This is a genomic window from Nocardiopsis dassonvillei subsp. dassonvillei DSM 43111 (genome assembly GCF_000092985.1).
GTDB classification, from domain to species: Bacteria; Actinomycetota; Actinomycetes; order Streptosporangiales; family Streptosporangiaceae; genus Nocardiopsis; species Nocardiopsis dassonvillei.
Window position 1 is genome coordinate 125723 of the sequence record NC_014210.1, and the last position, 26548, is coordinate 152270.

Below are 26548 nucleotides of genomic sequence, written 5' to 3' on the forward strand. Positions count from 1 at the left end.
CTCCCGCCGATATGATCCCCTCTCCGGGTGGCGCCGATCCCCTCCGGACGTGGAGACTGGAGGGGGCCCGACGGGCTCCGCGCCGTGCGCGGCGGCGAAGGCGACGATTTTTCACGAGTGCGGATCCGGACCGGGGCCGTAGACGTCCCGGTGACGTGTGACCCTCGAACGCAAGGGGCGCACCCGCGTCCGCAGCGGACGGCCGGATGTCTGCCGTCAGTCAGGGAGAGACCAGACATGCGCAGTAGTGACCACGCAGACCACGAGGAGAGCCCCGCGCCGCGGCGCCGGGTGGCGAGCAACGTCGACGAGGAGCTGGAGGACCTCGCGCGCCGGGCCAAGGCCGGAGACGCCATGGCCCTGGACGACCTGCTCCGGCGGATCCAGCCCGAGGTCCTGCGCCGCTGCTCCCGCTTCCTGCCCTACCGGCAGGACGCCGAGGAGGCGTGCCAGGACGCGCTGCTGCGCGTGGCGCGCAAGATCGACAGCTTCAAGGGCGACTCCCTGTTCACCACCTGGCTGTACACGGTGGTGTCCAACTCCGCCCGGCAGACCTACCGCTCCATGAAGCGGCGCTCGGCAGAGTTCCCCACCGAGGCCGAGCGCATGCCCCACCAGAGCGACCCCCGCACCACCAGCGTCATCGCCGGTTCCCGCATCGACCTGCTGGAGGCCCTCGACCAGCTGGAGAAGGACCGCCCCAACCTGGTGGCCCCCCTGGTCCTGCGCGACCTGTGCCAGATGGACTACAACGAGATCGCCTCCGAGCTCAACCTGGCCCTGGGCACCGTCAAGTCCCGCATCCACCAGGGGCGCAAGCACGTGCGCAAGTCCCTGGCCGTGACGTAGCCCCCTTCGGGCGAACTACGCTGGAGGCATCCCCGTCGGCACATCCTTTCCAACGGTGTGCTGTTCCAGATCCAGCTCTGAGAGGTTTCGCCAATGGGGCTTCGTGACCCCCTGTACTGGCTCTACGAGCGGCGCCTGGAGCGTCGGCTGACCAGTCAGGAGATCCCCCGCCACGTCGGTGTCGCGATGGACGGCAACCGCCGCTGGGCCAAGGTGAGCGGGCTCGGCGCGGCCGAGCAGGGCCACCAGGCGGGCGCGAACAAGATCTTCGAACTGCTGCGCTGGTGCGACGAGGTCGGCGTGCAGGTGGTCACACTCTGGATGCTGTCCACCGACAACCTCAGCCGGGACGAGTCCGAGCTGGGCCCGCTGGTGCGCATCATCGAGCAGACCATCGCCCGGCTGCGCGAGGAGGGGTGGAACACGCGCCCCGTGGGGGCCCTCGACATCCTGCCCGCGTCCACCGCCCAGGCGCTCAAGGAGGCGGAGACGGCCACATCCGGCAACCCCGGGCTGGTTGTCAACGTCGCCGTCGGGTATGGAGGTAGACGTGAGATCGCTGATGCGGTTCGGTCCCTCCTCCAAGCGGAGGCGGCCAAGGGCACCGGTATCCAGGAGCTTGCCGAGCGCCTGGACATCGAGGACATCGCACGGCATCTCTACACGCGCGGTCAGCCCGACCCCGACCTGCTCATCCGCACGTCGGGGGAACAGCGCCTGTCCGGCTTCATGCTGTGGCAGAGCGTGCACTCGGAGTTCTACTTCTGCGAGGTCTACTGGCCTGCCTTCCGCAGGGTGGACTTCCTGCGTGCACTGCGCTCGTACGGCGCGCGCAACCGCCGCTACGGATCCTGACCCCCCGAAGCCCGACCCCTTAACGCGGAGTTCACCGCGCGGAGGGAGAGGTCCCTTGGAAACGGGAGCACGGACGCGTAGCGTCGGAAGTAGCGGGTGGCGTTCGTCCACCCGTTCGGGAGGCCCCGTCTCATTGATCTCCTCCGCCATCGCGGAACGTCAACGAGGAGGGCCGGACCCGGCCCTCGCGGGCCAGGTCCCGGTCCTCCATGATCCCGTGACAGTAGGGCGCCCCAGCGGTGCCCAAGGGGAGAACGAGTGGCTAGTTCCTCGACCGATCGCCGTGACACCCAGTCCCCCGACCCCCGTACGGAGGTAGGCCAGGACGGACGCGTCTATGTGCTCGACACCAGTGTCCTGCTCGCCGACCCGGCCGCCCTGAGCCGGTTCGCCGAGCACGAGGTCGTCATCCCCGTGGTGGTGATCACCGAGCTGGAGAGCAAGCGTCACCACCCGGAGCTCGGGTACTTCGCTCGTCACGCGTTGCGCCGCCTGGACGACCTGCGGGTCGCCCACGGCCGTCTGGACGCCCCGGTACCGGTGAACGACGCCGGCGGCACGCTGCGGGTGGAACTCAACCACAGCGATCCGCAGATCCTGCCGGCGGGCTTCCGGCTCGGCGACAACGACACCCGGATCCTCACGGTGGCCCGCAACCTCCAGGAGGAGGGCGGGGACGTCGTGCTGGTGAGCAAGGACCTCCCCATGCGGATCAAGGCGGCCTCCATCGGGCTGGCCGCCGACGAGTACCGGGCCGAACTGGCCATCGAGCACGGCTGGACGGGCATGGCCGAGCTGGACGTGCCCGCGCACCAGATCGGCGAACTGTTCACCAGCGGCGAGAGCGACATCGACGCGGCCCGCGATCTCCCCTGCCACACCGGGCTGGTCCTGGTCTCCGAGCGCGGCAAGGCGCTCGGCCGGGTCCAGCCCGACAAGTCGGTGAAGCTGGTGCGCGGCGACCGCGACGTGTTCGGCCTGCACGGCCGCAGCGCCGAGCAGCGCATCGCCCTCGACCTGCTCACCGACCCCGAGGTGGGCATCGTCTCCCTGGGCGGACGCGCGGGCACCGGCAAGTCGGCGCTGGCGCTGTGCGCCGGTCTGGAGGCCGTCCTGGAGCGCCGCCAGCACCGCAAGGTGATGGTGTTCCGGCCGCTGTACGCGGTCGGCGGCCAGGAGCTGGGCTACCTGCCCGGGAGCGAGAACGACAAGATGACCCCGTGGGGCCAGGCGGTGCACGACACCCTGTCCGCGGTGACCAGCGAGGAGGTCATCGAGGAGATCGTGGACCGGGGGATGCTGGAGGTCCTCCCGCTCACCCACATCCGCGGCCGGTCGCTGCACGACGCGTTCGTGATCGTCGACGAGGCCCAGTCCCTGGAGCGCAACGTCCTTCTCACGGTCCTCTCCCGCCTCGGCCAGAACTCGCGGGTGGTGCTCACCCACGACATCGCCCAGCGCGACAACCTGCGCGTGGGCCGCCACGACGGCGTGGTCGCGGTGATCGAGAAGCTCAAGGGCCACCCCCTGTTCGCGCACGTCACCCTGACCCGGTCCGAGCGGTCGCCGATCGCCGCCCTGGTCACGGAGATGCTGGAGAACTGACGCGGTACCGCGGCGGGCCCGTCGGTCTGACGGGCCCGCCGCCCCGTGGAGCCCCCGGCGGGTTCCGGGCCGCGCCCCACGGGCGCGTGACCGGGCTTCTCAGCGCATCTCCGCCACCAGGCGGCCCAGGCGCCGCACCCGTTCCAGGTTGGCCTCGTAGCGGGCGCCGATCACCAGCAGCAGCACACCCGCGACGGCGAACGGCACCCAGTTCGGCACCAGCCGGGTCAGGTCCCACAGGGGCGGCCCGAACGCCCGCAGCGAGGTGGCCACCAGCACCAGCCCGCCCGTCACCAGGGCCGCCTGGAGCCGCCGACGCAGCCCCCACACGGTCACCGCGAGGCCCAGCACGAGCACGGCGGGCACCCGCCACACCATGCCGTCCTCCGTCAGCACCAGCACGACGGTGGGCAGGAACAGCAGGGCCAGGCCGCCGCCGTGGGCGGCCCAGCTCGAAGGCGGTTCGGCAGCCCTGCGGCTCCACTCCCAGCCCACGGCCAGCGCCGCCAGGGCGGGCGGCACCGTGTACGCCTCGGGCACGGCCACGTCCCACGCGGAGAGCACCGTCCACAGCGCCGCCAGCATCAGCAGCGCGCCCACCAGCGCGAACCAGCGCCGTTCGGGCCGTGCGGCGGTCGCCAGCGCGACGACCCCGACCACGGCCAGCGCCAGCGCGACCAGTCCCAGCCGCGCCCCCGCCGCCGCGGTGACGCCCAGCGAGACCGCCGCCCACACCCAGGCGGGGACCTCCGCCGCCGGTACGAGCGGTCCGCGCAGACGCGGCGCGGCCACGGCCACCGCGGCGACCATCGCGATCGGCGCCAGCGCCGCGTGCTCCACCGGAGCCCCCAGCAGCAGGGGCAGGGCCAGCGCGAACCCGCCCGTCGCCGCCGTCGCCACCGCCGTGGCGCCGACCGCCGCGACGGTGGTCCGGGCCAGGGCCGCGGCCACCGCGGCGGCCACCGCGACACCCATCAGGGCGCCCGTGGTCGCGTGCTCCTGGACCAGCGCCCAGCCCGTGCCGAGCAGCAGGGTGAGGAGGCCGGTCAGCCCCGCCAGCCAGCCGAGCCGCCCGTCCCGGGTCAGCGCCGACCACAGCGCCAGGGCCGAACCCACCGCGAACACCCACAGCAGGGCGCCGAGGAACGGCGCGTCCAGGACCAGGGGCAGCGCGACGAGCGCGGGCGGCGCGGCGAGGACCGCCGCTGCCGCCGTCCGTCCGCGGTCGAGCAGGGCGACCAGGGCCACCGCCGCCGCACCGGCCAGCAGCATTCCGGCCGCCGTGCCGACGGCCTCCGCCGGGCCCGCCACGCGGTGCAGCCCCAGGACGGAGTAGGCGGGGTCGCCCAGCGCCCGCACGGGCGCCGTCCACGGCCCGTACGCGCCGGACAGCAGCGGCAGGCCGGGACTGTGCCCCCGCCCGGCCAGCAGCGGGGCGGACGAGAGCAGGAGCAGGCCCACCACGGTGAACACCGGCCGGGGGTCGCCCCCGGCACCGCCCGCCCGCGGGAGGGGGATCCGTCCGAGCACCACCGCGTTCGCCCCGGCCAGCAGCGCGCAGGCGGCCAGCAGCCACCACGCCGGAGGCGGCACGGTGTCCGAGATCACGAGGCCGAGCCCGAAGAACGCACCGGTCAGCAGGGCCAGCGCCCACAGGAGCAGGCCCGTCGCGTGGAGCACCGCGGGGCGGCCGGACCGGGCGTACAGCAGCAGCGCGACCAGGACGGTCGCCTCCACCACCACGAGGGCGGCCAGGGAGGTGTACCGGTCCGGGAGCGACCACAGGCCGCCGGTGAGCAGGGTCAGGGTTCCGGTGAGCGCGGGCACCCAGGCGCCGGGCCGACGCGGTACAAGGGCCGTGGCCAGCACCAGCGCGGCGCCGACCAGGAGGGCGCACACCACTGCCACCGCGTGCGGCGGGTCCAGCAGGTGCACGACCGTCAGCAGCGCCGGGGGAGCGGTCAGGGCGGCGGCGGGCACCAGCGCTCGGCGGCGCAGCAGGAACACCGCGCCGAGGGACAGCAGGGCGCAGACGAGCACGGCGAGCAGGTGGAACCCCGCGTCCGGGGCGGTCGTCGCCGGCAGGCCCAGCACGTCGGACACCGGTGTGGTCGGGGGACCGCCGTTCCACGGGGGCAGGGGCGCCCTGGGCAGCGCGGGCAGGTGCGCGGGTCCGGCGACCAGGGGGGCCGCCCCCAGGACCAGCAGGGCGATGGCCGCGGGGACCCCGGACGCGCCGGTACCGCCCGGGGCGCCCGGACCAGCGGCACCGCTCACGGCGCCCACGGGACCGGGGCCCTCCGGGACGTGGCGCAGCGGGCCGCGGGCCGACAGCAGGCCGGTCACGCCCGACAGCAGCAGGACCGCGGCCACGAACCACCGGGCTCCGACGTGATCGGCGCCCGCGGCGGAGGCGGCCAGGACGAAGGCCGTGTACAGCAGCGCCAGAACCGTGGTCAGCACCCACAGCACGGTCGCGCTGACCCGGAGGGCGCGCACGGGGACGCCCGCGCGGGGCCGTCCGAACCAGAGAGCCAGGAGCAGGTCGGCGAGTCCGGTCGCGGCCAGGACGGGCAGCGCCCAGGACCAGAGGCCGGGGGAGCCGGACGCCGCCAGCAGCAGGACGGGCACCGGCTGCAGGAGCAGGACGGCCAGGACGCGCGGCGTCCGCAGCGGCACGAGCAGCGGATAGGACGCCAGCAGCGCGCCGATGACGAGCAGCGCGGTCGCGGTGTAGCCGGGCCCGCTCCCGAGCCGCTCCGACGTCAGCAGCCACAGCGCGAGGGCGTCGACGCACAGCAGCGCGGCGGCCAGGCAGCCGAAGGTCTCCGCGGTCGCCCTGAGACCGCGCCGGTGCAGCGGCAGGGCCAGGGCGGCGAAGGCCGCCGTGGTGAGGCCGAGGACCCCGGCGCGGGCGCCGGTGCCCATGTCGCTCCACGTCCAGATGGCGAAGACCAGAGCCGCGATGCCGACGAGCACGCCGCCCAGCCCGAGGATGACGTTCTGCGCCGAGCGGCGGGTGACCTCCCCGGGCGCCCGCCCGGGGGGAGCCCCTCCCGTCTGCCCGTGCGCGTGGGCTCCGTGCCCGTCGGGGAGCGCGCCACCGGGCAGGACGGCCGGTTCCGGCGCGGCACCGGGGACCCGCGCGGGCCCCGGCGGCCGTCCCTGCGGTCCCGGAGCCCACGGCCGCTCCCCGTCGGCGGATTCGGGAACGGCTCCGGCCGGGGACGCGCCTCGGCCCGACTCCTCGCGCAGCAGTGCCACGACGGCGGCGCGCTCCTCGCGCAGGTGCCGCTCACGGCTGTTGAGCAGCGCGATCTCGGTGTCGATGTGCCACAGGCGCTGGGCGGTGGCGCCGACGAGCAGGAGCCCGCACCGCCGGCAGGAGCGGGGCTGCGCGGCAAGCGGGGCGCGGCAGTCCGGGCAGCTGAGCCGTGGGCCCGCGGGGGACGGCGGGGATCCGTGGACGTTCATGGCGCCATCCTGACCCCTGGAGCCGCCCGCGCACATCCGTACGGGTACTCAGGAACACCGTTCCCGGTGACCCCCGTCTCCTTTCGGCAGGTGTGGAGACCCTCGCCACAGTGCCGGGAGGACTTGACTCCTCCTTGACTGTACGTATCGAAGTGCAGGTCAAAGCACCGCATCGCGGATGCATTCCGTGATGTGATCCAAGGCATAGTAAATCTGGCGTTACTTCATCGTGACGATGATGCAGGCTGAACCCGCTGCACGAACATCCCCTCCCACGTGGGAACCCGCGCCGCGGTCGGTCGAACGGCTACCCCTTCCCTCGCGCGCGACACCCCGGGCCACGTGGTCAGCGGCGGCGAACTCTCACACACGCGGACCCCGTGGGGCGCGTGTGCGTCTACGCGAAAGGGCGATTTTGCTACTCAACCTCATCTCACTGCGACATGCGGGCGCCGTCGGCGCCGCGACCCTCGTCGCCGGCGGCACCTTCTCGGTCGCCGCGTTCGCCCAGAGCGACGCGGCAGACCCGAGCCAGCTCGCCTCCGCCGCGGTGGTCCCCGACCAGCGGTCGGCGGCGGGCGGCGACGGCGGGTCCGACCGGCCCGAGGACTTCTTCGCCGCGCAGGCCGGGCAGAGCGACCAGGAGCGCCAGACCCAGCGCGAGGAGAGCATGGAGCAGGCCAGGGCGGCCGTCGAGGGGGCCGTCCGCGCCGACAGCGGGACGGCCAGCGACATCGCCGAGCCCGAACCCGAACCCGAGGAGGAGCCCGAGGCCGACACCTCCGGCGGTTCCGACTCCTCCGGCGGCGGATCCGCCGGGTCGGCCCCCTCCGGCGACCCCAAGGACATCGCGCTCCAGATGGTCCTGGACGAGGGCTGGGCCGCCAGCGAGTTCCACGACTGCCTGGAGCCGCTGTGGGAGAAGGAGAGCAACTGGAACCACACGGCCGAGAACCCCAGTTCGGGCGCCTACGGCATCCCGCAGTCCCTGCCGGGCGACAAGATGGCCTCCCACGGCTCCGACTGGCGGACCAACCCGGCCACGCAGATCGCCTGGGGCATCGACTACATCAAGGACCGCTACGGAAACCCCTGCGGCGCCTGGTCCCACTCCCAGGCCAACAACTGGTATTAATAGGGCTTTCCCTGCCAATAACCCCCTCTTGGGAAAGGCAATCGTGCTAATCAACCGAATGTCGCTGCGTAGTACGGCGGCGGTCGGTGCGGCGACCCTCGTCGCGGGTGCGACCTTCGCCGTCACCGCGTTCGCGGATGACGAGCTCGATCCGGACACGGTGGCCAGCGCCGCCATTCCGGAGACCGAGGAACCCGCCGCCGACACCGAAGCCGGGGAGGAGTCGTTCTTCTCCGAGCAGTTGTCCCAGGAAGAACTCCAGACCCTGCGCAGTCAGGCTCAGGAGCAGCGTGACGCGGCTCTCACCGAAGGGGTCCTGACGGCCCAGGTCGAGGGAAGCGACATCGAGGAGGAGGAAGAGGAGGAGGAGACTCCCGTCTTCACCGGCGACCCCAAGGGCATCGCCCTCCAGATGGTCACCGACCAGGGCTGGGCCGCCAGCGAGTTCCACGACTGCCTCGAGCCCCTGTGGCAGAAGGAGAGCAACTGGAACCCCAGCGCGCAGAACCCCAGTTCGGGCGCCTACGGCATCCCCCAGTCGCTGCCGGGCGACAAGATGGCCACCCACGGCGACGACTGGCAGACCAACCCGGCCACGCAGATCGCCTGGGGCATCGACTACATCAAGGGCCGCTACGGCACTCCCTGCGAGGCCTGGGCCCACTCCCAGTCCGTCGGCTGGTACTGACCCGCCGGGGCGCCCCCTGACGGAGGGCGCCGTCTCCGGTGCACACGCGAGACGCGGGGGCCGTTCCCTTCCGGAACGGCCCCCGTCGTGCCGGGTCCGCCGCGGTCGGCGGGCGGCGCACTCACAGCAGCGGGTCGAACGTCTCCATGACGTCCTCATGCAGGTCGTCGTAGTAGTCGGCGTCCTCGCGCGGAACGTTCACGCTGACCAGGTAGAACACCCGGTCGCCCTCGTGCTCTGTGCTGATCGCGTAGGCCCAGAAGCGCCGTTCCTGGCTCGCCCAGGTCTCGTTGACGAGGTCGGACTCCACCAGGGCGACGTCCCAGCCCTCCTCGAAGTCGCCGTCGTCGAACTCCTCCAGCTCCAGCTGCGTGTAGCCGGTGGTGACGTCACCCTCGACCTTCGTCCCGCCGTTGGTGTCCTCCAGGTACTCGGCGCTCGTCCCGGTGAACTCCTGCTCGGTCCAGCCGGTCACCCACACCTGGTGGTCGCTGCCCGGCGCGACGAACACCGCCAGCGTGTTCTCGATCTCACTGTCGTCCACCTGCCACCCGGCCGGGTAGTCCACGTGGAACCACTGCGACCGGAAGGTCTCCAGCTCGTCGTAGGACGGCGGCTCCCCGTTCTCGTCCCCGCCGCCGGTCTGGCCGCCCTCGCCCCGGCCCTCACCGCCGCCGCTGCCGGCACCGCCCTCGTCCCCGCCGACGGAGGCGGAGGGCTCCGCCGGCGGCCGCGCGCTCTCGGACGCCGACAGCGCCTCGGAGGCACCGCCCTCGGCCTCGGCTCCGGCGAACAGGGTGGCACCGACCACGGCAACGCCGCCGATCAGCGTCAGGACCACCACCGCGGCGCCCACGCCGACGAGGAGCCTGGTGTTCCCCGAGCCCGAGCCCGGACGCGCGCCGCCGTGGCCGCCCGAGTGGAGCGGGACACCCGGACCCCCGGGTCCACCCGGGCCACGGCCCGTGCCGCCGAGACCGCCTCCCGCGGAGTGGGGCGGCCGGTGCTGGTGGACCGTGCGGTGCCCGTGCGCGAAGGGCGACGCGGGCGTCACCGGGTCGGCCGGTCCGCCCCGCGGCAGGCGCTGCCCCGTCATCGGGCCCTGAGGCAGCGGGGTCCGCGTGTGGGGGTAGCCGCCCCGCGGCCCCGTGCCGGGGTGGCCACCGCTCGGCGTGTGGTGGGGGCTCTGCCGACCGCTGACGCCGGGTGTCGTGTGCGGGCCGCTGCCGGAGGCCGGGGTACCGTCCGCGAACGCGCCCGCCCCCGCGGCTCCCACGGCGCCCGCCGCGCCGAAGCCGCCGCTGTCGTCGCCGCCCGCGTTCGGCCCGCCGCGCTCGCGCAGCAGCGCCAGCGCCCCGTCCGCGCTCAGCCTGCGCTCCGGGTCGCGCTCCAGCAGACCGGAGATGACCGGCTCCAGCCACCCGGCGCGCGTCATCGGCGGCAGCGGCGCGGACATCACCGCCGCGATCGCCGCGGTGATGCTGTCGCGGCGGAACGGGGAGGTGCCCTCGACCGCCGCGAACAGGGTCACGCCGATGCTCCACAGGTCGCCCCGGTGCTCGGCCGGACCGCCCGCCAGCCGCTCGGGCGGCATGTACTCGGGGGAGCCGATCAGCGCGCCGGTGCGGGTGATGCTCGGCCCGCCCTCCATCGTCGCGATGCCGAAGTCGGTGAGGATCACCCGGCCGTCCAGGGACGTCATGATGTTGCCCGGCTTGATGTCGCGGTGCAGGACCCCGGCCGCGTTCGCGGCCCGCACGGCGCGCAGCAGCGACCCGGCGATCTCCGCGACCTCGTCCGGAGGCAGGGCGCCCCGCTCGTCGAGCCGGTCCTGGAGGGACCCGCCCTCGACCAGCTCCATGACCACCCACGGGTTGCCGTCGTACTCGAAGACGTCGTGGATGGTGATCACCGTGGGGTGGCTGATCCGCGCGGCGGAGCGCGCCTCGCGCCGGACCCGGCCGTGGGCGTCCGCCCGCTCGGAGTCGGTGAAGTGGTCGGGAAGCAGCACCTGCTTGATCGCGACGTCGCGGTCCAGCGTCGGGTCGAAGGCCTGCCAGACCACCCCCATACCGCCGCGGCCGAGTTCACGGCGCAGGACGTAGCGGTCCGCGACGATGCGTTCACTGCCGCTGTTGCTCGACATGTACTGCCCTCTCGAAGGCGGGCTTCCAAGGTGCTCTGTTCAAGAATGTCGGACGCCTCCCGCACCCGGAAGGTTCCTGGTCCGGGCCCTTCGCGGCCGGGTGAGACACAACCGCGACCCGTGCGCACCGTGCGCCCCGCCCGGAACACGACCGCCCCGTCCGGCGCGCGCACGGGGCACCCCGCGTGCGGGGTGCCCCGTGGCGGAACGGCTCCGGACTACTGGGAGTTGGTCATCCGCAGCACGTCGAGGGCCTCGTCCAGCTGCGCCTCGGTGAGCTTGCCGTCCTCGACGTATCCGCGCTCGATGACCACCTCGCGGATGGTCTTCTTCTCCTTCAGCGACTGCTTGGCGACCTTGGAGGCCTCCTCGTAGCCGATGTAGCGGTTGAGCGGGGTCACGATCGACGGCGAGGACTCGGCGTAGACGCGGCACTGCTCGACGTTGGCCTCGATACCGGACACGCAGCGGTCCGCGAACACGCGCGAGACGTTGGAGAGCAGGCGGATCGACTCCAGCACGTTGCGGGCGATCATCGGCAGCTGCACGTTCAGCTCGAAGTTGCCGCTCGCGCCGCCGAAGGCCACCGCGGCGTCGTTGCCGACGACCTGCGAGGTCACCTGGAGCACGGCCTCGCACAGGACCGGGTTGACCTTGCCCGGCATGATCGAGGAGCCGGGCTGGAGGTCGGGCAGGAGGATCTCGCCCAGGCCCGTGGTCGGGCCCGAGCCCATCCAGCGGATGTCGTTGGCGATCTTGGCGAAGCCGACCGCGATGGTCCGCAGCTGGCCGGACAGCTCGACCAGGCCGTCGCGGGCGCCCTGCGCCTCGAAGTGGTCGCGGGCCTCGGTCAGCGGCAGGCCGGTGTGCTCGGCGATCTCGGCGATGACCCGGGCGGAGAAGCCCTCGGGGGTGTTGATGCCGGTGCCCACGGCGGTGCCGCCCAGCGGCAGCTCGGCCACGCGCGGCAGGACGGCCTCCAGGCGCTCCACGCCGTAGCGCACCTGGGCGGCGTACCCGGCGAACTCCTGGCCCAGGGTGACCGGGGTGGCGTCCATGAGGTGGGTGCGGCCGCTCTTGACCACGGAGGCGAACTCGGTCGCCTTGGCGCCGAGCGCCTCCTCCAGGTGCCGCAGCGCCGGGACCAGGTCGTTCTGCACGGCGGAGGTGGCGGCGATGTGGATGGAGGAGGGGAACACGTCGTTGGAGGACTGCGACGCGTTGACGTGGTCGTTGGGGTGCACCGGGGCCCCGAGGCGCTCGGTGGCCAGCGTCGCCACGACCTCGTTGGTGTTCATGTTGCTGGAGGTGCCCGAGCCGGTCTGGAAGACGTCGATCGGGAACTCGTCGTTCCACCTGCCCTCGGCGACCTCCAGGGCGGCCTCCCGGATCGCCTTGCCCAGGTCGTCGCTGATGACGCCGAGCTCGGCGTTGACCTTGGCCGCGGCGGCCTTGATCTGGCCGAGGGCGGCGATGTGCGCGCCCTCCAGGCCCTGGCCGGAGATCGGGAAGTTCTCGACGGCACGCTGCGTCTGGGCCCTCCACTTGGCCTCGGCCGGAACCCTGACCTCACCCATCGAGTCGTGCTCGATACGGAACTCGCTCATTGCAACCCAACTCTCCCTGGGAAAACCTGTGAGCCCCAGATTGCCAGACGCACCGGAGCACACCGCCACCTCACCCGGGGTTGGCGGTGTTGCGCGCGTCATGTTGACACCGTCGCCGCCCCCCGTGCCCGGTCGGCGGTCCCCGCAGGTCGGCGCGGTCAGGCCCCGATGCCGCGTCGGCGATCGCGGCGGCGCCAGCCCAGGAGGCGGCGCCTCCTGGGGGCGCGCACGCGCACCACGCCGAACAGGGAGAACCCGTCGATCTCCAGCACGGGGGGATGGGACAGCTCGGAGCGGCGCGCGGTGGTGGTGCGCCTGCCCAGGAACGACCAGCCGGTCATCCGCACCTCGACGCCCTCGGGGACGTCGATCTCCACGCGGCCCAGGACGGCGGTCACGGTCATGCGGTGGTGGTTGTGCATCAGGAGCGCCTCGCGCATGTCCACCTCGACCCTGCCGACCAGCGCCACGGCCAGCTCGTCGGGATAGGCCACCCAGCGGCCCCTGCGCTCGGCCCTGCCGAACAGACCCAGAACGGGCTGGCGGTCCAGGCGGATGGGCTGCTGCTCGGCGGGGAGGAGGTCGGCGGTGATCCCGGGCAGCTCGCCCAGGGTCCGGGCCTCGTGCGCGAGGGAGGAGCGCTCCTCGAACTCCTCCAGGTCCAGACGGCCGTCGGCGGCGGCCTCGCGCAGGACCCGCAGGACCCGTTCGCGGTCGGTGTTGGAGGCGCGGAGCCGGTCGGGGGACACTTCCTCACTCACACCGCCCACACTAGGCGAAACCCCGGGCCGGTCGCCCGTCCGGGGAGCATCGCGCGTCGGCGCGTCCGGGGGAGCGCTCCGCGTCCGCCCGCCCGGGCCCACGGGCGGGCTCCGGCCGGAAGGCGCGGCGCCCCGGCCCGAGCGGAAAGCGCGGCGGGCCGGACCCGGACGGGGCGGAAAGCCCTGCGGCCCCCGCCCCGTCCGCCGTCACAGGTCCATCAGCGCCCGCCGAGCGACCGCGTCGGAGGCGGCGGCCAGCGGCCGGACCGCCACCCTGACCAGCGCGCGGGCGTTGTCGTCGCCCGCCACGCGGTTGGAGCCGAGCTCACCGCACCGCACACAGCGGTGGACGATCATCCACTCCCCGTCCGGCCGCGCCGCCATGCTCAGCGCGTCCATCGCGCCCCGGCAGCCGGACGCGCGGTCGCCGGGGACCCGCAGGTCCACGTGCAGGCTGGTCAGGCAGTGCGGACAGTGGTTGCGGTGGGCCGTCCCCGGCGCGCGGGCCGGGATCTCCAGACGGCACCGCACACAGCGGAACGAACCCGCACCACCCGCCTCGCCGTGGGCGTGCAGCACGGTCTTGGGGCGCTGGGGACGCCTGGTGACACGGGTGTTGCGTCGGCCCACGCTCACACCTCCCCGAACAGGTCGAGCGGGAAGGGCGGTTCGGCCAGCGGCCGGACCGCGATCCGCATGAGGACGAGGTGGTTGTCGTCCGGTGAGACGGCGCTCTCGGACATCTCGTCGCACACGCCGCAGCGGTGGATGAGCGTCCAGGAGCCGCCGCGCGGGACCGCGACCGAGATCGGGGCCATGCGTCCGCCGCAGTCGGAGGCGCCGCCCCCGACCCGGTCCAGGACGTGGCGGGAGCTCAGACAGCTCGGACAGTGGTCGCGCGGTTCCCCGTCGGGACCGAGGCGGGACACGGACAGGCCGCAGCGCACGCAGGCGAAGGCGCCGGTGCGGGTGGCGGAGCGGTCGGAGGAATCGGTGGTGGACACCCGGAAGGTACTCCTTGCTGGGAAAAGTGATGACAGACAGCAGGGAGCAGGCCGAGCGCTTCTCGACGGAAAGGGGCGTGGCCGCCTCAGATACCCGGGGCCCGGGTACGGCGGTGGTACGCGTGACTGTGAGGCGCGCTCGGCGCGTTCCGGGGCATACTCACCCTTTTCCGTCCGGAGTCGTCCTCCGGATTCTCGTTCCTACGGGTCCGGAGGACGATCGTAGGCGGGCGCCCCGGCCGGGACAACGGGTTTTTCCGCCGGTCGGACCGCCCCGCGGGGCCCGCACTGCCCGCAGCGCCGCGGCCGCGCACGGCTCGGCGGGAGTGTTTCCACAGCCGGAGAAACCCGCTGGAAATCCCTCGCCCCCGCTGTCCGAGGAAACGCGCTTTCCTTCTCGTGACTTTGTGTTGGATTCGGCTCACGCGACCGCAGGGCGGTCGCTACGGTATGTGCCATGGCCAGGAAGAGCGTGAAGCGGGCGTTTCGGTACCGCTTCTACCCAACCGATGCGCAGGCGGCTGAGCTGTCGCGCACGTTCGGGTGCGTGCGCCTGGTCTACAACCGCGCCCTGGCCGAACACACCGCCGCCTGGAACACCGAACAGCGGCGGCTCTCATACACCGACTCCTCCGCGGCGCTGACCGTGTGGAAGAGGACCGAGGAGCTGGCCTTCCTTACCGAGGTCTCCTGCGTTCCGCTCCAGCAGACGCTGCGCCACCTGCACACAGCTTTTCGGAACTTCTTCGACCGACGTGCGAAGTACCCGCGGTTCAAGTCCAAGAAGAAGTCCCGGGCCTCAGCGGAGTACACCCGGTCGGGGTTTCGCTACCGAGGCGGGCAGTTGACCCTGGCCAAGATGACCGTCCCACTCGATGTGGTGTGGTCGCGGCCCCTGCCCGAAGGGGCACGGCCGTCCACGGTGACGGTCTCGCGTGACACGGCCGGGCGCTGGTTCGTCTCTCTGCTGTGCGAGGACACCATCACATCGGCCCAGGCCACTCGCGTCGTGGTCGGTGTCGATGCCGGAATCACCTCCGTGGTGACGTTGTCGACGGGGGAGAAGGTGGCCAACCCCCGCCACGAGCAACGCGACCGGGCGAAGCTGGCCCGGGCTCAGCGGGCGCTGTCGCGTAAGGCCAAGGGCAGCACGAACCGGGACAAGGCGCGCCGAAAGGTGGCGCGGGTGCACGCCCGCATCACCGACCGTCGCAGGGACTTCCTGCACAAACTCTCTACTCGACTCGTCCGCGAGAACCAAGCGGTCGTGATCGAGGACCTGGCCGTGCGCAACCTGGTCAAGAATCGCAGACTCGCCCGGGCAATCTCGGACGCGGCCTGGCGTGAGCTGCGCACGATGCTGGAGTACAAGTGCGCCTGGCATGGGCGGGACCTGGTCGTGGTGGACCGGTTCCTCCCCTCCTCCAAGGCGTGCTCGACCCCCGGGTGCGGGTACCTCAATGCGTCGTTGCCGCTGCGTGTAAGGGAGTGGACGTGCCCCGTTTGTGGGGTGGCCCATGACCGGGATGTGAACGCGGCGCTCAATCTCGAAGCCGCCGGGCTGGCGGTGTTGGCCTGTGGAGCTGGTGTGAGACCTCAACGGGAGTCCTTCCGGACGGGGCGACCGGTAATGAAACAGGAAGGCCACGGGGCGACCCGTGACGAGGCCCTGGCCTCGAGTCACCAGTAGGTGGTTCCGGATTCTTCTGCCTTCAGGCGGGAGAAGAAGTCAACAAACGCCGCTTCCTGCACACCTACGAGGGCATCCTGGCCGCCCCCGTGGACGTGCGCGAACTCGTCACCGGCGAGGCGCTGTGGCTGGCGATGCGCTCGGGCGTGTACGGGTGCGTCCCGCTGCTGGTCGCGGTGGGTTTCGGGCTGCGCCCCGGACCCGGTCTGCTGCTCGTGCCGTTCATCGCCTTCCTCGCCGGGTTCGCCTTCGCGCTCTTCGGGATCTGGATCTCCGCCCTGATCAACTCGGTGCGGTCCATGGACTACGTGTTCAGCGGCCTGTTCACCCCGCTGTTCCTGGTGGCGGGCACGTTCTTCCCCCTCACCGAGCTGCCCGACTGGGTGCGTAACGCGGCCATGGCCAACCCGCTCTACCACTCGGTCGAGCTGATCCGCGGAGTGGTCTTCGGCGACATCGGAGTCGGAGCGGCGCTGTTCCACCTCGGAGTGCTGCTGGTGTTCGTGGTCCTGATGTGGTTCCTGGCGTGCGCCCGGATGAGACGCCGCGTGGTCGGCTGAAACCCCCCGCACGCGCGGACGGCGCGGGGGGAGCACCGTCCCCCCGCGCCGTCCGCGCGCTCACGCCTCCCGCGTCTACTCGCCGCCGCTGGGCGACCAGCGCAGCTCCACGCTGCTGCGCTGCCCCTCCTCGGTGACGCTCAGCGCCAGGCCCACGGCGCCCCACTGGCCGGGGGCCTCCACCTCGCTCTCGGTCAGCACCTGGCGCAGGTCCATGTACCCGGCCATCACCGCCGAGTCCATCTCCTGCATGGTCTGCTGGAAGACCGGGTCGTCGCCCAGGCGCCCGGTGGCGCTGCTGCCCTGGGACACCACCACGGCGTCGCCGTCGGTGCTCACCCCCGGCGGGGTGCTGTAGGAGTCGACGACCGCGCTCTCGACGAAGTCGCCCAGGATCTGCTCGTCACCGCCCACCGCGCGGTACTGGAAGGACGCCTCCCCGCCGCCGCTGTAGGAGGATCCGAAGAAGCCCTCCAGGTCCATGTCGGTGACACCGAACGCGGTCGAGGAGCCCAGCAGCTGGGTGAACCCCTCCGGCAGCGGGGCGCCCATCGAGTTGAACTGGCGCTCCATCTCCTGCATCTGGCCGCTGCTCGTCATGAACGGGATCGAGTCGCTCTCGTAGGCGTCGGCCAGCGCCGTGTCCAGGCCGCTGGCGCCCACGGCCATGACCGTGCTCTCGGGCAGCGACTCCATCGCCGCCACGCTCGCCCCCGGCGTCTCGGCCAGCCACGCCAGGTCGGTGCCGTCCACCGTGAGGTCGAAGATGTCCGTGCGCGCCTCCAGGTACTCGCCGTCCACCCGCAGGGACGCGGTCATCCGGCCGCTCAGCTCACCGGTCTCGGCGGCCAGGTCGGCCTCGAACTCGCGGGCGAACTCCTCGACCTCCATCAGACCCGCGAGGTCCGACCACGCCGCGGCCAGGCTGCCGCCGGGCACCTCGGCCATGTCGCCGGAGAAGGTGTCGGCGTCGGCCAGGGGACCGTGCTCCTCCACCTGCGCGTGCAGGTCGGCCAGCGCCGCGTCGGAGGTGGTGAGGAGCGCGAAGTCGTTGATCACCTCGAAGTAGAGGTCGTCGTACTCGCCGCTGAGCCGCTCCAGGTTCTCCTGGGCGAGCCGCTCGTCCTCCACCGCGAGCGCGAACGCCCCGGCCACGCCGGCGCCCTCGCCCAGCTCGGCCTCACCGCTGGCGGGCCACATCGCGAAGCCCACGCGCTGGCCGATCCACTCCTCGACCTCGGACTGCCGCGCCTCGGGGAAGGCGGCCACGAAACCCTCGGCGACCAGCCCCGTCATGTCGCCGTCGGGCTCGTCCATCTCGGCCGTGACCTCGTCGGGGAGCTGGTCCACGAACCGCAACAGCTCCATGGCCTGGGAGCCGTCGATGGACAGGTCGATCTTGCCGAACGCGAGCGCGCTGCCCGGGAGCACGTCCTCGGGCTGGGGGCCGCCGAAGCTGACCAGCGAGACGGTGGCCCACACCGTGCCGCCCATGAGGAGGAGCGCGGTGCCCGCGGCGGCCGGGATCAGCCAGCGCCTGTTGCGGCCGCCGCCGGAGGGCGGCGGCACCTGACCGCCGGAGTACTGGCCCCCGGGGAAGGGACCCGCGGGCGGCGGACCGCCGGGCGCGCCCGCGCCGAAGCCCGCGGGGTGCTGGCCGGGAGCCTGGGGCGGAGGGTAACCCTGCCCGGGCGGCTGAGGCTGCCACTGGGGCTGCTGTGGGGGATCGGGGTAGGACATCAAACCTCCGGCGGGGAATTCCTCGGCGCGTGCACCGCGCAACCAACGCCGGGTCTGATGCCGCGTCGACCCGGTGTGGTTCGCGTCCCGTGCCTTTTTCGGTAGGCCGGTGGGGAAGGGGCCCGGTGTCCCGTACCGGCCGGGACGGGACACCGGGGTGGAGCTTTCGCGGAGGTCTTCCGGCGGGGGTGTGACAGCCCTAGACCGACTCGGGCTCCTCACCGCGGTAGGGAGCCGAGGTCAGGTCGACGCCGCTGTAGGAGGCCAGCTTGCCCAGGCGGTGCTCGCTGAGCACCTGGCGGACGGTGCCGCTGCGGCCGCGCATGACCAGGGAGTCGGTGACGACCCGCGCGGACTCGTAGCGGACGCCGCCGACCAGCTCCCCGTCGGTGATGCCGGTCGCGGCGAAGAACACGTCGTCGGACGAGACGAGGTCGTCGGTGCGCAGCACACGGTCCAGGTCGTGCCCGGCGTCGAGCGCCTTGCGGCGCTCCTCCTCGTCCTTGGGCCACAGACGGCCCTGGATGACACCGTCCAGGCACTTCATCGCGCACGCGGTGATGATGCCCTCGGGGGTGCCGCCGATGCCCAGCAGCAGGTCCACACCGGTCCCCGCCCGGGCCGCCATGATCGCTCCGGCCACGTCGCCGTCGCTGATGAACTTGATCCGGGCGCCGGCGTCGCGCACGTCCTGCACGATCTGCTTGTGGCGGGGGCGGTCCAGGATGACGACGGTCACGTCCTGCGGCGACTTGCCCTTGGCGCGGGCCACGGCCCGGACGTTGTCGGCCACGGGAGCGGCGATGTCCACCACGTCGGCGGCCTCGGGACCCGTGGCGAGCTTCTCCATGTAGAACACCGCGGAGGGGTCGAACATGGTGTTGCGCGGACTCATCGCGATCACCGACACGGCGTTGGGCATGCCCATGGCGGTCAGGGTGGTGCCGTCGATCGGGTCGACGGCCACGTCCCAGTCCTGGCCGCCGCCGTCGCCGACCCGCTCGCCGTTGTAGAGCATCGGGGCGTTGTCCTTCTCGCCCTCGCCGATCACCACGGTCCCGTTCATGGACACGGTGCTGATCATGTGCCGCATGCCGCGCACCGCGGCGCCGTCCGCCCCGATCTTGTCACCCTTGCCCACCCAGCGGGCCGCGGCGAGCGCCGCGGTCTCGGTGACGCGCACCAGCTCCAGCGCGAGGTTGCGATCCGGGGCCTTGTGCGGGCTGCTGGACTGCGACATGAACACACCTTCCATCGGGAGAACAGGTCGGGGGCAGGTCTTAGGGTAGTCACCCGACGTGACACCCGCGGGGCCACGGGTACCCCTCGGGGCGGTCCCGGGTGGACGGGGACGGACTACTCTGGCGTGACCCGGACTGGAGTGAGGCGTGACAGTGGACAAGACGGACAGGCCCGCGAGGGTCTCCCCGCGCGGCGCGGCCACCCGCGGCGCCCTGCTCAAGGCGGCCTCCCAGGTCTTTCGCACGGTGGGCTTCGCCAAGGCCGGGGTGAGCGAGGTCGTCGCCGCGGCCGGGGCCAGCGTCGGCAGCCTGTACCACCACTTCAGCGGCAAGGCCGACCTCTACCTCGCCCTGTACGAGGAGTTCCAGCAGCGCCAGCAGGACCGCACCCACCAGGCGGTCGTGCGGGCCCGCTCCGAGGGGGAGAAGGACCCCACGCGGCTGATGAACATCGCCGCCCGCGCCTACCTGCTGGGGTGCATCGAGGAGAGGGAGACCACACGGCTGTTCTTCAGCGGTGACGGTCCCCCCGGGTTCGACTACCAGCTGCGGACCCGGCTCACCCAGTGGACCGACCGCAACGTGGCGCTGTTCCGCAAGGCCGACGAGCCCGTGGACGAGGCCCTGCTCATCGTCGTGAGCGGCGCGATGCTGCTGGCCGTGGCCGAGGTGGTCCAGCGCGAGGACGCCGAGGCCCGCCGACTCGCCGACGACATCACCGGACTGCTCACCCAGCTCGAACCCCGGCGCTAAGCGCACCCCGGGTCCGCGGGGCCCCGGACCTGGGGCAAGCTGGAGACGTCATGAGTGAGTACAGCCGGTCCAGCGCGACCTTCAAGAACTACGCCATCTCCCTCGGGATCATCGTCGGCATCGTCCTGATCATGGCGTTCGTGGTCTCCACGCGCTCGGGCGAGAGCATTCCGTCGGTGGAGTACCGGCCCGACGCCGACGTCCTGCGCGACGCGGCGGACTATCCGGTGACGGTGCCCTCCGCCGACCTGGAGCAGGAGGGGTGGACGCCCACCAGCTCCACGGTGGACGTGTCCGGACCGGTCCAGTGGAGCGTGGGATTCGCCACGGCCGAGGACAGCCACGCCATGGTGACCCAGAGCGACGCCGAACCCGGCGCCGTCCTCGCGGAGAGGGTCCCGGGCGCCGAGCGGGTCGGTACGGTCCAGGTCGACGGCCGCGAGTGGGAGCACCACGCCTCCCAGGACGAGAACGCCCTGGTCCTGCGCGAGGAGGGTGTGACCCTGGTCGTGTTCGGCCCCGCCGACATGGACGAGCTGACCCGTCTGGCCGAGGGCCTGGAGACCGACGCCGACGGTGGCGAGGGGTCCGCGGACGGAGCCTGAGCGGGGAACGCGGGCCCCGGCCGTCTCCGGACGCGCCCGCTTCCTTGCCCTGACGTAGACGTCAGGGTTTACGGTCGTCCCATGCGCATCGGTGAACTCGCCCGACGTACCGGGACCACGGCCCGGGCCCTGCGGTTCTACGAGTCCCAGGGGCTGCTCAGCGCACGGCGCTCGGCCAACGGCTACCGGGACTACGGCGAGGACGACTACCGGCTGGTCAGCGAGATCCTGACCCTCCAGGCCGTCGGCCTCAGCCTCGACGACACCCGTCCGTTCGTCGAGTGCCTGCGCTCGGGCCACGAGACCGGGGACTCCTGCCCCGACTCGGTCGAGGTCTACCGGCGCAGGCTCGCGGAGGTGGACGCCTGCCTGGAGCGGCTCGGCGCGATGCGCGACAGTCTCACGGCCAAGCTGTCCGAGGCCCTGGCCCGCGGGGCCGGGGGCCGCGGGGCGACGGGGCTGTGCACCGGTGAAGCGAACGATCCCGAGGAGCCGTGATGCCGTCCACGAATTCGACCGCCGAGGTGTCCGCGGTCACCGACGCGACCTTCGAACGCGACGTCCTCGACGTCGAGGGCCCCGTCCTGGTGGAGTTCTGGGCGGACTGGTGCCCGCCCTGCCGCATGCTGGCCCCGGTGCTCGACCGGATCGCCGACGAGCGCGCCGGAACGCTCGCCGTCCGCAAGGTCGACGCCGACGACAACCCCCTCACCACACGCGGGCACGGAGTGCTGTCGCTGCCGACGCTGATGCTCTTCCGCGACGGCGAGCCGCTGCTGAAGCTGGTCGGCGCGCGGTCCAGGGCGCGGCTGCTGTCGGAGGTGGACACCGCCCTGCGGGGCTGACCGGGCCAGGGGGAGTACCCGTGGGCACGCTGGGCCCTCTCCCGCCCCAGCACGACGGGGCGCCCTCCTCCGACCGGGCGCCCCGTGTACCGGCTGTGTGCGCTCCCGGGGTGCGGGGGGCTGTGCGCTACTCGGCGCGCAGGTCGCGGCGCAGTTCCTTGGGCAGCGAGAAGGTCAGCGTCTCGTCGGCGGTGGTCACCGGGGTGACCGTGCCGTAGCCGTGCCCGGCCAGCTTGTCGAGCAGCTCGCGCACCAGGATGTCCGGCACGGAGGCGCCGCTGGTCACGCCGACCGTGGTCACGCCCTCCAGCCAGGAGTCGTTCATCAGCGAGGCGTTGTCGATCAGGTGGGCGGCGTCGGCGCCCGCGTCCAGGGCCACCTCCACCAGGCGGACCGAGTTGGACGAGTTGTCGGATCCGACCACGATGACCAGCTCGCACTCGGGCGCCATCGCCTTGACCGCGTCCTGGCGGTTGGAGGTGGCGTAGCAGATGTCGTCGCTGGGCGGGTCGAGCAGGTTCGGGAACCGCTCGCGCAGGGCGTCCACCGTCTGGGTGGTCTCGTCCACCGAAAGGGTCGTCTGGGAGAGCCACGACACGTTGTCCGGGTTGCGCACCTGGACCTTGTGCACCTCGTCCGGGCTCTCGACGATCTGGATGTGCTCGGGGGCCTCACCGCTGGTGCCCTCGACCTCCTCGTGGCCGATGTGGCCGATGAGGATGATGTCCCGGTCCTCGGCCGCGAAGCGCTTGGCCTCCTTGTGGACCTTGGTGACGAGCGGGCAGGTGGCGTCGATCGTCTTGAGGCTGCGCCTGTGCGCCTCCTCGTGCACGGCCGGGGAGACGCCGTGCGCGGAGAAGACCACGATGGCCCCCTCGGGCACCTCCTCGGTCTCCTCGACGAAGATCGCGCCGCGCTCCTCCAGGGTGCGCACCACGTGGGTGTTGTGCACGATCTGCTTGCGCACGTAGATCGGCGCGCCGTACTGCTCCAGGGCCTTCTCGACGGTGATGACAGCGCGGTCGACACCGGCGCAGTAGCCCCGGGGATTGGCGAGGAGCACACGGCGTTGGTTCGTGGCAGTCGTCATCGCAGTCATGTGTTACATCCTAGGTGGCTTGGGCGGCGTGCGACCCGGGTGTGGGAGAGGGCACTGAACAGGCCGCTTCGACGTGCGACCGGTGCCAAGGTGACGGTATCGCAACGGGGCGCATCCGGTTGCGCCTCGAAGTGGCGAAATCGTTCACTTCTCCCCTGCTCATGGTGTTCAACCCTCCTCTATCCTGGTTCACCATCACACGCATTGCAGGCGGTTCGCCCTCACCTCGGCCCTGCCGGTCGGCTGTTCGCGCGCCGCTCACCCCACTCGCCGAGACCACCAGGAGCCCCCGTCCTATGTCGAAACCGACGCTCGCCACGAAGCTGGTCGCCCTGGTCAAGGGCATCTTCGGGCGCAAGGAAACGGCGGCCGCGCCCGAGCCCGCGGCCCAGGAGGCGGCCGGGACCGCCCAGTCCCCCGCCCCCGCGACCGCGGAGACCGAGGACGTGACCGCGCGCGGCACGGACCAGGCCCAGCCGTCCGCGGAGAAGAGCACCGAGGCCGGGGCGCACGGGGCGGAGAGCGCCGACGAGCCGCAGGCCGCGCCGAAGACCGAGGAGCCCGCCGCGGCCGCCGCGCCCGTCGAGGCCGAGAAGGCTGAGGCCGCCGAGCCCGCCGCGGAGCAGGAGCCCGTGAAGGAGGAGGCCGAGGAGCCCGCGGCCGCCGCTCAGGACGAGCCCGCCGTGCAGGAGAAGGCCCCGGCCGAGAAGAAGCCCGCCGCCAAGAAGAAGTCCGCGAAGTCCGCGAAGGCTGCCGAGACCCCCGCCGCCCCCGAGGCCGCCGAGCCGGCCGTGGCCGGGGAGGCCGGAAGCGGTCGGGAGGAGCGGACCGGGCCCGCCACCCCCGCCACCGCGGACGTCCCCGAGGAGGGCGCCGCCATCGCGGAGGAGATCGCCGTCGCCGAGGCGCACACCAAGGTCAGCAGCGACGAGATCCTGGAGAGGGTGCGCAAGGGTGCCGCCCCCTCCCTGGAGGACCTCGCCGTGCCCACCTACGACGAGCTCACCCTGCCCTCGGTCCGCGCCCGTCTGCGCAAGCTCACCATCGAGCAGGTCCGCGACCTGCGCGCCTACGAGGTCGCCCACCAGAGCCGCCCCGAGTTCATCAAGATGTACGACAACCGCATCGCCAAGCTGGAGAGCGCAGAGTAGAGGGCGTGTCAGGAACCCTGGCTGTCGGACGGGCGCACATCGGGCGCACACGGGGAGCGGAGGCCATCGACTGCGGACCAGGCACGGTCGATGGCTTCCCGAGCCCGTTCCTCGTTCTTCGGCATCATGTGCGCGTAGGTCCGCAGGGTGAACCCGGGGTCGTGGTGTCCGAGGAAGTCAGCCAGCGCCCGAACGCTCACCCCTGAGTCCAGCATCACACTGGCGTAGTGGTGGCGCAGTTGGTGGAAGCCCTTGTCATGGGCCGCCTGGATGCGCTCACCGGCAGGAGGCGCGGGCAGGACGCCAGCAGCCACCAGGGCCGGTTTCCACAGATAGGCGTTGACGTAGGTCGCGTTCAGCGCCTTCCTCTCCCGGCTGGTGAAGATCAGGCTGACCGTCACCGGCTTGCCCCCGAAGTGCTTCCAGGGGAGCGTCACCGCCACGGGCGGGAAGCGCTCCATGTGAGCGGCCAGAGCGGACAGCACGTGGCCGGGGAGGGGAACCTCTCGCTCCTTGCCGCCCTTGGGAGGAGCGAACACCGGCTTCCCCGCCATGAGTTTCACCTGTCGCCGGACGTGCAGCGTGTGCTTCGAGGCGGACAGGTCATCGACGGCCAGGCCCAGGACTTCACCCTGCCGCAGGCCGCATCCCGCACCGGGGACCACCAGGGCCTGATAGCGAGCGGGCAGGGCGGACCGGATCCCCGAGACGAGTTCGACCGACCACGGGATCACCTTCCGGCGAGTCACTGACGGAGGCTTGACGGAGCCAGCGCGGCACGGGTTGCGGGCGATGAGTTCGTCGTCCACGGCGGCCTGGAAGACCATCGACAGGTTGTCGAAGACGGTCCGCACGGTCTGGTCTCCGAGTTCGGCGGAGCGGCCCTTGATCCACTCCTGGATCATCGATGGCCGGATGGCGCGGAGCTGGCTGCCCCCGAGGAACGGGTACACGTGCTTGCGAAAGCGGCGCTCCAGGTCGTGGCGGCTGGACTCCTCCACGGAAGCGTTCTTGACCACGTCTTCCGCGAACTCCTTGAGGGTGACCTGTCCGGCGCTGGGATCGACGTAGAGACCCCGCGCAAGTTCCCCCTCCACCTTCTTGAGGTGGCGTTCGGCTTCGGGCTTGGTCCTGAACTTCGGGGACTTCTGCTGTCCGTTGCTGTCCCGGTAGCGAGCGGCCCAGCGCTTGCCGCGGCCGTAGGAGGCGGACTTCTCGCGCCGGGCGGAGCCGTCCGGGAGCTTGACGGTCTTGTGCCAGGTGTCGACCACGGGCATCAGGCGGCCTCTTCCAGGTCTGCGAGCTGTTCGCGTCCCACGCGGCGGCTGTAGACCCGGCTGCGGTGGTGGGACTCGGCCAGCCACCGGTCAACGGGGTGTGCGTAGCCCTGCCCGGCGTAGGAGAACGAGCCGACTACGAGCGTGGTGTCCTCGGTCATCTCGGGCAGGTCGCCGAGCAGGTCGTCATGACCCATCGCGCGTGCCTGCCCGGCGCGGAAATCCCGCCTCACCTGCCGAAGTTGGCCCAGGGTGGTGGAGTAGCGGCGCGACTTGGTGGAGAAGTGGCCCCGAAACCCGAGGGTGTGCGCCCACCGGTCGAGCTTGCGCTCCTCCAGGCCGGGGACCTCGGACAGACGCCAGCAGGTCAGGATCAACCTGCGCTGGTGGTCGCTCAACCCCAGGTGGTCCAGCGGAGCCCCGGCGAACACGCGCCGGTCCAGGGTGCCGTCATCGGTAGTGGACTTGGTGGCGTACTTGGCGATGTAGGCGGCCACCGCTTCCTCATCCACCCCGCCGGAGGCGAACGCACCCGAGGTGATCGCGTGGACGTCCACCTGTTCACCCCAGGACAGGAACCGGGAACCGTTGGCGGTCTCGGCCGGGACCACCACGGCCGCAGCGGCGGAACGAATGGCGGCGGTGAGCAGCTCCACCGACGCCCAGGCCGGGGGAGGTTCCACGGTGCCGTCAGGGCGTTTGGTGTCCAGGCGGATCACGGCGTGGAAGTGGACCAGCCCCCGGGCTTGGAACTCGGCCACCTTGGCGTAGGACACCCGCACCGTGCGGTTGAACTCGGTGCGTCCGATCCCGGCGGCGTCGGCCAGGTGGCGGCGCAGGTAGACCGTGAAGCGGCTCCACAGGTCCCCGGCGTGGTTGTTCCACAGCACGTGCCCGTCGTAGTCGTAGCTCTCCGCGTCCAAGGGTTGGCCGATGAGGGCATCGTCTGCGGTGTGGCGGCGGTAGCAGGCCGCACCCGAGCGGCGGGGGTGGCACACCACCGCACGCCCGGAGGCGTCCGGTCCCCGGTGGACGGGGCCGAAGCTGGGGGCGGTCAGGGTGGCGAACACGCGGGGGTGGGAGCGCACGGCTTCGGGGACGCCCTTGTCTCCGCCGACGAGTCCGGCGCGGATGAGGTGGAAGGTGTCGCCCTGGTAGGTGTCGGCGCAGGCGGGGCAGCGGGAGGCGCGGCGGTTGCCGCAGGCGACCATGAGCACCTGTCCGGGTTGGCCGGTGGTGGACCACACCGCATCACAGGCCCCGGTGGCGGTGTCCACGGTCGAGAGCTGTCCGCGCAGCCGCAGCGGCTCAGAGCAGCCCCGCACGCGCTTGATGGTGGAGAGCACGTCGTCGAGAGCGCCGGTCGCTACGCGTTCGCTGATCTGCTCTGTGGAGGGTGCGCGACGGGGCTGTGTGGCGTCGCTGGGGTGGGGCATGATGGGAAGCGCCTTTCGTTCCTTGCA

Annotated in this window: 22 protein-coding genes and 1 pseudogene; 12 read left to right on the plus strand and 11 right to left on the minus strand. The window is 72.1% G+C overall.

Annotated features, from left to right (window positions below; translation table 11 throughout):
- Nucleotides 1–237 precede the first annotated feature (237 nt).
- From NDAS_RS00510 to NDAS_RS00520, 3 genes are all read left to right on the plus strand, one after another.
- Entirely contained in the window at nucleotides 238–849 is a 612-nt protein-coding gene (locus NDAS_RS00510) for an RNA polymerase sigma factor (protein ID WP_013151158.1), read from the plus strand.
- A gap of 93 nt (nucleotides 850–942) precedes the next feature.
- Nucleotides 943–1704, plus strand: coding sequence for an isoprenyl transferase (locus tag NDAS_RS00515; protein WP_013151159.1), 762 nt, complete (start codon nucleotides 943–945; stop codon nucleotides 1702–1704).
- 339 nt (nucleotides 1705–2043) lie between these two features.
- Nucleotides 2044–3309 carry a PhoH family protein gene (locus NDAS_RS00520; protein ID WP_086000750.1) on the plus strand — a complete coding sequence of 422 codons (1266 nt, stop codon included), beginning with the start codon at nucleotides 2044–2046 and terminating at the stop codon, nucleotides 3307–3309.
- Between the two features lie 99 nt (nucleotides 3310–3408).
- Here the strand turns inward: NDAS_RS00520 and NDAS_RS00525 are convergent, their stop codons facing one another.
- Nucleotides 3409–6783, minus strand: coding sequence for an SCO7613 C-terminal domain-containing membrane protein (locus tag NDAS_RS00525; RefSeq protein ID WP_013151161.1), 3375 nt, complete (start codon nucleotides 6781–6783; stop codon nucleotides 3409–3411).
- 415 nt (nucleotides 6784–7198) lie between these two features.
- Between NDAS_RS00525 and NDAS_RS00530 the strand changes: the two genes are divergently transcribed.
- Together NDAS_RS00530 and NDAS_RS00535 are read left to right on the plus strand one after the other, a co-directional pair.
- Nucleotides 7199–7918 (plus strand): aggregation-promoting factor C-terminal-like domain-containing protein, encoded by a 720-nt coding sequence (locus NDAS_RS00530; RefSeq protein WP_013151162.1) that lies wholly within the window; start codon nucleotides 7199–7201, stop codon nucleotides 7916–7918.
- Nucleotides 7919–7976: 58 nt separating this feature from the next.
- On the plus strand, nucleotides 7977–8606 hold the full coding sequence (locus NDAS_RS00535; protein ID WP_013151163.1) for an aggregation-promoting factor C-terminal-like domain-containing protein: 630 nt from the start codon (nucleotides 7977–7979) through the stop codon (nucleotides 8604–8606).
- A gap of 121 nt (nucleotides 8607–8727) precedes the next feature.
- Here the strand turns inward: NDAS_RS00535 and NDAS_RS00540 are convergent, their stop codons facing one another.
- The 5 genes from NDAS_RS00540 to NDAS_RS00560 all read right to left on the minus strand — a co-directional run bounded on the left by NDAS_RS00540 (nucleotide 8728) and on the right by NDAS_RS00560 (nucleotide 14124).
- Nucleotides 8728–10752 carry a serine/threonine-protein kinase gene (locus NDAS_RS00540; protein WP_013151164.1) on the minus strand — a complete coding sequence of 675 codons (2025 nt, stop codon included), beginning with the start codon at nucleotides 10750–10752 and terminating at the stop codon, nucleotides 8728–8730.
- Nucleotides 10753–10970: 218 nt separating this feature from the next.
- Nucleotides 10971–12359 (minus strand): class II fumarate hydratase, encoded by a 1389-nt coding sequence (locus NDAS_RS00545; RefSeq protein ID WP_013151165.1) that lies wholly within the window; start codon nucleotides 12357–12359, stop codon nucleotides 10971–10973.
- 158 nt (nucleotides 12360–12517) lie between these two features.
- Entirely contained in the window at nucleotides 12518–13108 is a 591-nt protein-coding gene (locus tag NDAS_RS00550) for a DUF1707 SHOCT-like domain-containing protein (protein ID WP_041552148.1), read from the minus strand.
- A gap of 219 nt (nucleotides 13109–13327) precedes the next feature.
- The gene (locus tag NDAS_RS00555; protein WP_081461683.1) at nucleotides 13328–13756 is read right to left on the minus strand and encodes an RNHCP domain-containing protein; all 429 of its coding nucleotides are present in this window, start codon (nucleotides 13754–13756) and stop codon (nucleotides 13328–13330) included.
- On the minus strand, nucleotides 13753–14124 hold the full coding sequence (locus NDAS_RS00560) for an RNHCP domain-containing protein (RefSeq protein WP_013151168.1): 372 nt from the start codon (nucleotides 14122–14124) through the stop codon (nucleotides 13753–13755). The genes NDAS_RS00555 and NDAS_RS00560 overlap by 4 nt, the downstream gene beginning before the upstream one ends.
- 457 nt (nucleotides 14125–14581) lie before the next feature.
- Here NDAS_RS00560 and NDAS_RS00565 point away from each other — a divergent pair, with 457 nt between their 5' ends.
- Nucleotides 14582–15814: an RNA-guided endonuclease InsQ/TnpB family protein gene (locus NDAS_RS00565; RefSeq protein ID WP_013151169.1), complete on the plus strand. Its 1233-nt coding sequence runs from the start codon at nucleotides 14582–14584 to the stop codon at nucleotides 15812–15814.
- Between the two features lie 29 nt (nucleotides 15815–15843).
- Nucleotides 15844–16374: pseudogene (locus NDAS_RS00570) on the plus strand (ABC transporter permease); the annotation flags it as partial.
- Between the two features lie 75 nt (nucleotides 16375–16449).
- On the opposite strand, the gene NDAS_RS00575 reads toward NDAS_RS00570, so the two are convergent.
- Together NDAS_RS00575 and glpX are read right to left on the minus strand one after the other, a co-directional pair.
- Complete coding sequence (locus NDAS_RS00575; protein ID WP_013151170.1) at nucleotides 16450–18114, minus strand: hypothetical protein; 1665 nt, start codon at nucleotides 18112–18114, stop codon at nucleotides 16450–16452.
- Nucleotides 18115–18313: 199 nt separating this feature from the next.
- The gene (gene glpX, locus NDAS_RS00580; protein ID WP_013151171.1) at nucleotides 18314–19354 is read right to left on the minus strand and encodes a class II fructose-bisphosphatase; all 1041 of its coding nucleotides are present in this window, start codon (nucleotides 19352–19354) and stop codon (nucleotides 18314–18316) included.
- A gap of 154 nt (nucleotides 19355–19508) precedes the next feature.
- On the opposite strand from glpX, the gene NDAS_RS00585 reads away from it, so the two are divergent.
- The 4 genes from NDAS_RS00585 (at nucleotide 19509) to trxA (ending at nucleotide 21558) form a co-directional block, all read left to right on the plus strand.
- The gene (locus NDAS_RS00585) at nucleotides 19509–20108 is read left to right on the plus strand and encodes a TetR/AcrR family transcriptional regulator (protein ID WP_013151172.1); all 600 of its coding nucleotides are present in this window, start codon (nucleotides 19509–19511) and stop codon (nucleotides 20106–20108) included.
- 50 nt (nucleotides 20109–20158) lie between these two features.
- On the plus strand, nucleotides 20159–20713 hold the full coding sequence (locus tag NDAS_RS00590) for a DUF4245 domain-containing protein (protein ID WP_013151173.1): 555 nt from the start codon (nucleotides 20159–20161) through the stop codon (nucleotides 20711–20713).
- Nucleotides 20714–20794: 81 nt separating this feature from the next.
- Complete coding sequence (locus tag NDAS_RS00595; protein WP_013151174.1) at nucleotides 20795–21211, plus strand: MerR family transcriptional regulator; 417 nt, start codon at nucleotides 20795–20797, stop codon at nucleotides 21209–21211.
- Nucleotides 21211–21558 carry a thioredoxin gene (trxA, locus tag NDAS_RS00600; protein WP_013151175.1) on the plus strand — a complete coding sequence of 116 codons (348 nt, stop codon included), beginning with the start codon at nucleotides 21211–21213 and terminating at the stop codon, nucleotides 21556–21558. The genes NDAS_RS00595 and trxA overlap by 1 nt, the downstream gene beginning before the upstream one ends.
- A gap of 127 nt (nucleotides 21559–21685) precedes the next feature.
- Here trxA and NDAS_RS00605 read toward each other — a convergent pair whose 3' ends face one another.
- Complete coding sequence (locus NDAS_RS00605) at nucleotides 21686–22657, minus strand: 4-hydroxy-3-methylbut-2-enyl diphosphate reductase (RefSeq protein WP_013151176.1); 972 nt, start codon at nucleotides 22655–22657, stop codon at nucleotides 21686–21688.
- A gap of 296 nt (nucleotides 22658–22953) precedes the next feature.
- On the opposite strand from NDAS_RS00605, the gene NDAS_RS00610 reads away from it, so the two are divergent.
- Nucleotides 22954–23808, plus strand: coding sequence for a hypothetical protein (locus NDAS_RS00610; protein ID WP_013151177.1), 855 nt, complete (start codon nucleotides 22954–22956; stop codon nucleotides 23806–23808).
- Between the two features lie 8 nt (nucleotides 23809–23816).
- Here the strand turns inward: NDAS_RS00610 and NDAS_RS00615 are convergent, their stop codons facing one another.
- Nucleotides 23817–25085, minus strand: a complete 1269-nt coding sequence (locus NDAS_RS00615; protein WP_013151178.1) for a tyrosine-type recombinase/integrase — start codon at nucleotides 25083–25085, stop codon at nucleotides 23817–23819.
- Nucleotides 25085–26521 carry a replication initiator gene (locus tag NDAS_RS00620; protein WP_013151179.1) on the minus strand — a complete coding sequence of 479 codons (1437 nt, stop codon included), beginning with the start codon at nucleotides 26519–26521 and terminating at the stop codon, nucleotides 25085–25087. Before NDAS_RS00620 ends, NDAS_RS00615 begins: the two co-directional genes overlap by 1 nt.
- Nucleotides 26522–26548 lie beyond the last annotated feature (27 nt).

Bases quoted from the DNA above. Each gene is read 5' to 3' on its own strand.
- NDAS_RS00525 (WP_013151161.1), bottom strand. From the start codon at position 6,783: ATGAACGTCCACGGATCCCCGCCGTCCCCCGCGGGCCCACGGCTCAGC.
- NDAS_RS00590 (WP_013151173.1), top strand. From the start codon at position 20,159: ATGAGTGAGTACAGCCGGTCCAGCGCGACCTTCAAGAACTACGCCATC.
- NDAS_RS00595 (WP_013151174.1), top strand. From the start codon at position 20,795: ATGCGCATCGGTGAACTCGCCCGACGTACCGGGACCACGGCCCGGGCC.
- NDAS_RS00535 (WP_013151163.1), top strand. From the start codon at position 7,977: ATGTCGCTGCGTAGTACGGCGGCGGTCGGTGCGGCGACCCTCGTCGCG.
- glpX (WP_013151171.1), bottom strand. From the start codon at position 19,354: ATGTCGCAGTCCAGCAGCCCGCACAAGGCCCCGGATCGCAACCTCGCG.
- NDAS_RS00575 (WP_013151170.1), bottom strand. From the start codon at position 18,114: ATGTCCTACCCCGATCCCCCACAGCAGCCCCAGTGGCAGCCTCAGCCG.
- trxA (WP_013151175.1), top strand. From the start codon at position 21,211: ATGCCGTCCACGAATTCGACCGCCGAGGTGTCCGCGGTCACCGACGCG.
- NDAS_RS00515 (WP_013151159.1), top strand. From the start codon at position 943: ATGGGGCTTCGTGACCCCCTGTACTGGCTCTACGAGCGGCGCCTGGAG.
- NDAS_RS00565 (WP_013151169.1), top strand. From the start codon at position 14,582: ATGGCCAGGAAGAGCGTGAAGCGGGCGTTTCGGTACCGCTTCTACCCA.
- NDAS_RS00540 (WP_013151164.1), bottom strand. From the start codon at position 10,752: ATGTCGAGCAACAGCGGCAGTGAACGCATCGTCGCGGACCGCTACGTC.
- NDAS_RS00615 (WP_013151178.1), bottom strand. From the start codon at position 25,085: ATGCCCGTGGTCGACACCTGGCACAAGACCGTCAAGCTCCCGGACGGC.
- NDAS_RS00545 (WP_013151165.1), bottom strand. From the start codon at position 12,359: ATGAGCGAGTTCCGTATCGAGCACGACTCGATGGGTGAGGTCAGGGTT.
- NDAS_RS00605 (WP_013151176.1), bottom strand. From the start codon at position 22,657: ATGACTGCGATGACGACTGCCACGAACCAACGCCGTGTGCTCCTCGCC.
- NDAS_RS00510 (WP_013151158.1), top strand. From the start codon at position 238: ATGCGCAGTAGTGACCACGCAGACCACGAGGAGAGCCCCGCGCCGCGG.
- NDAS_RS00620 (WP_013151179.1), bottom strand. From the start codon at position 26,521: ATGCCCCACCCCAGCGACGCCACACAGCCCCGTCGCGCACCCTCCACA.
- NDAS_RS00610 (WP_013151177.1), top strand. From the start codon at position 22,954: ATGTCGAAACCGACGCTCGCCACGAAGCTGGTCGCCCTGGTCAAGGGC.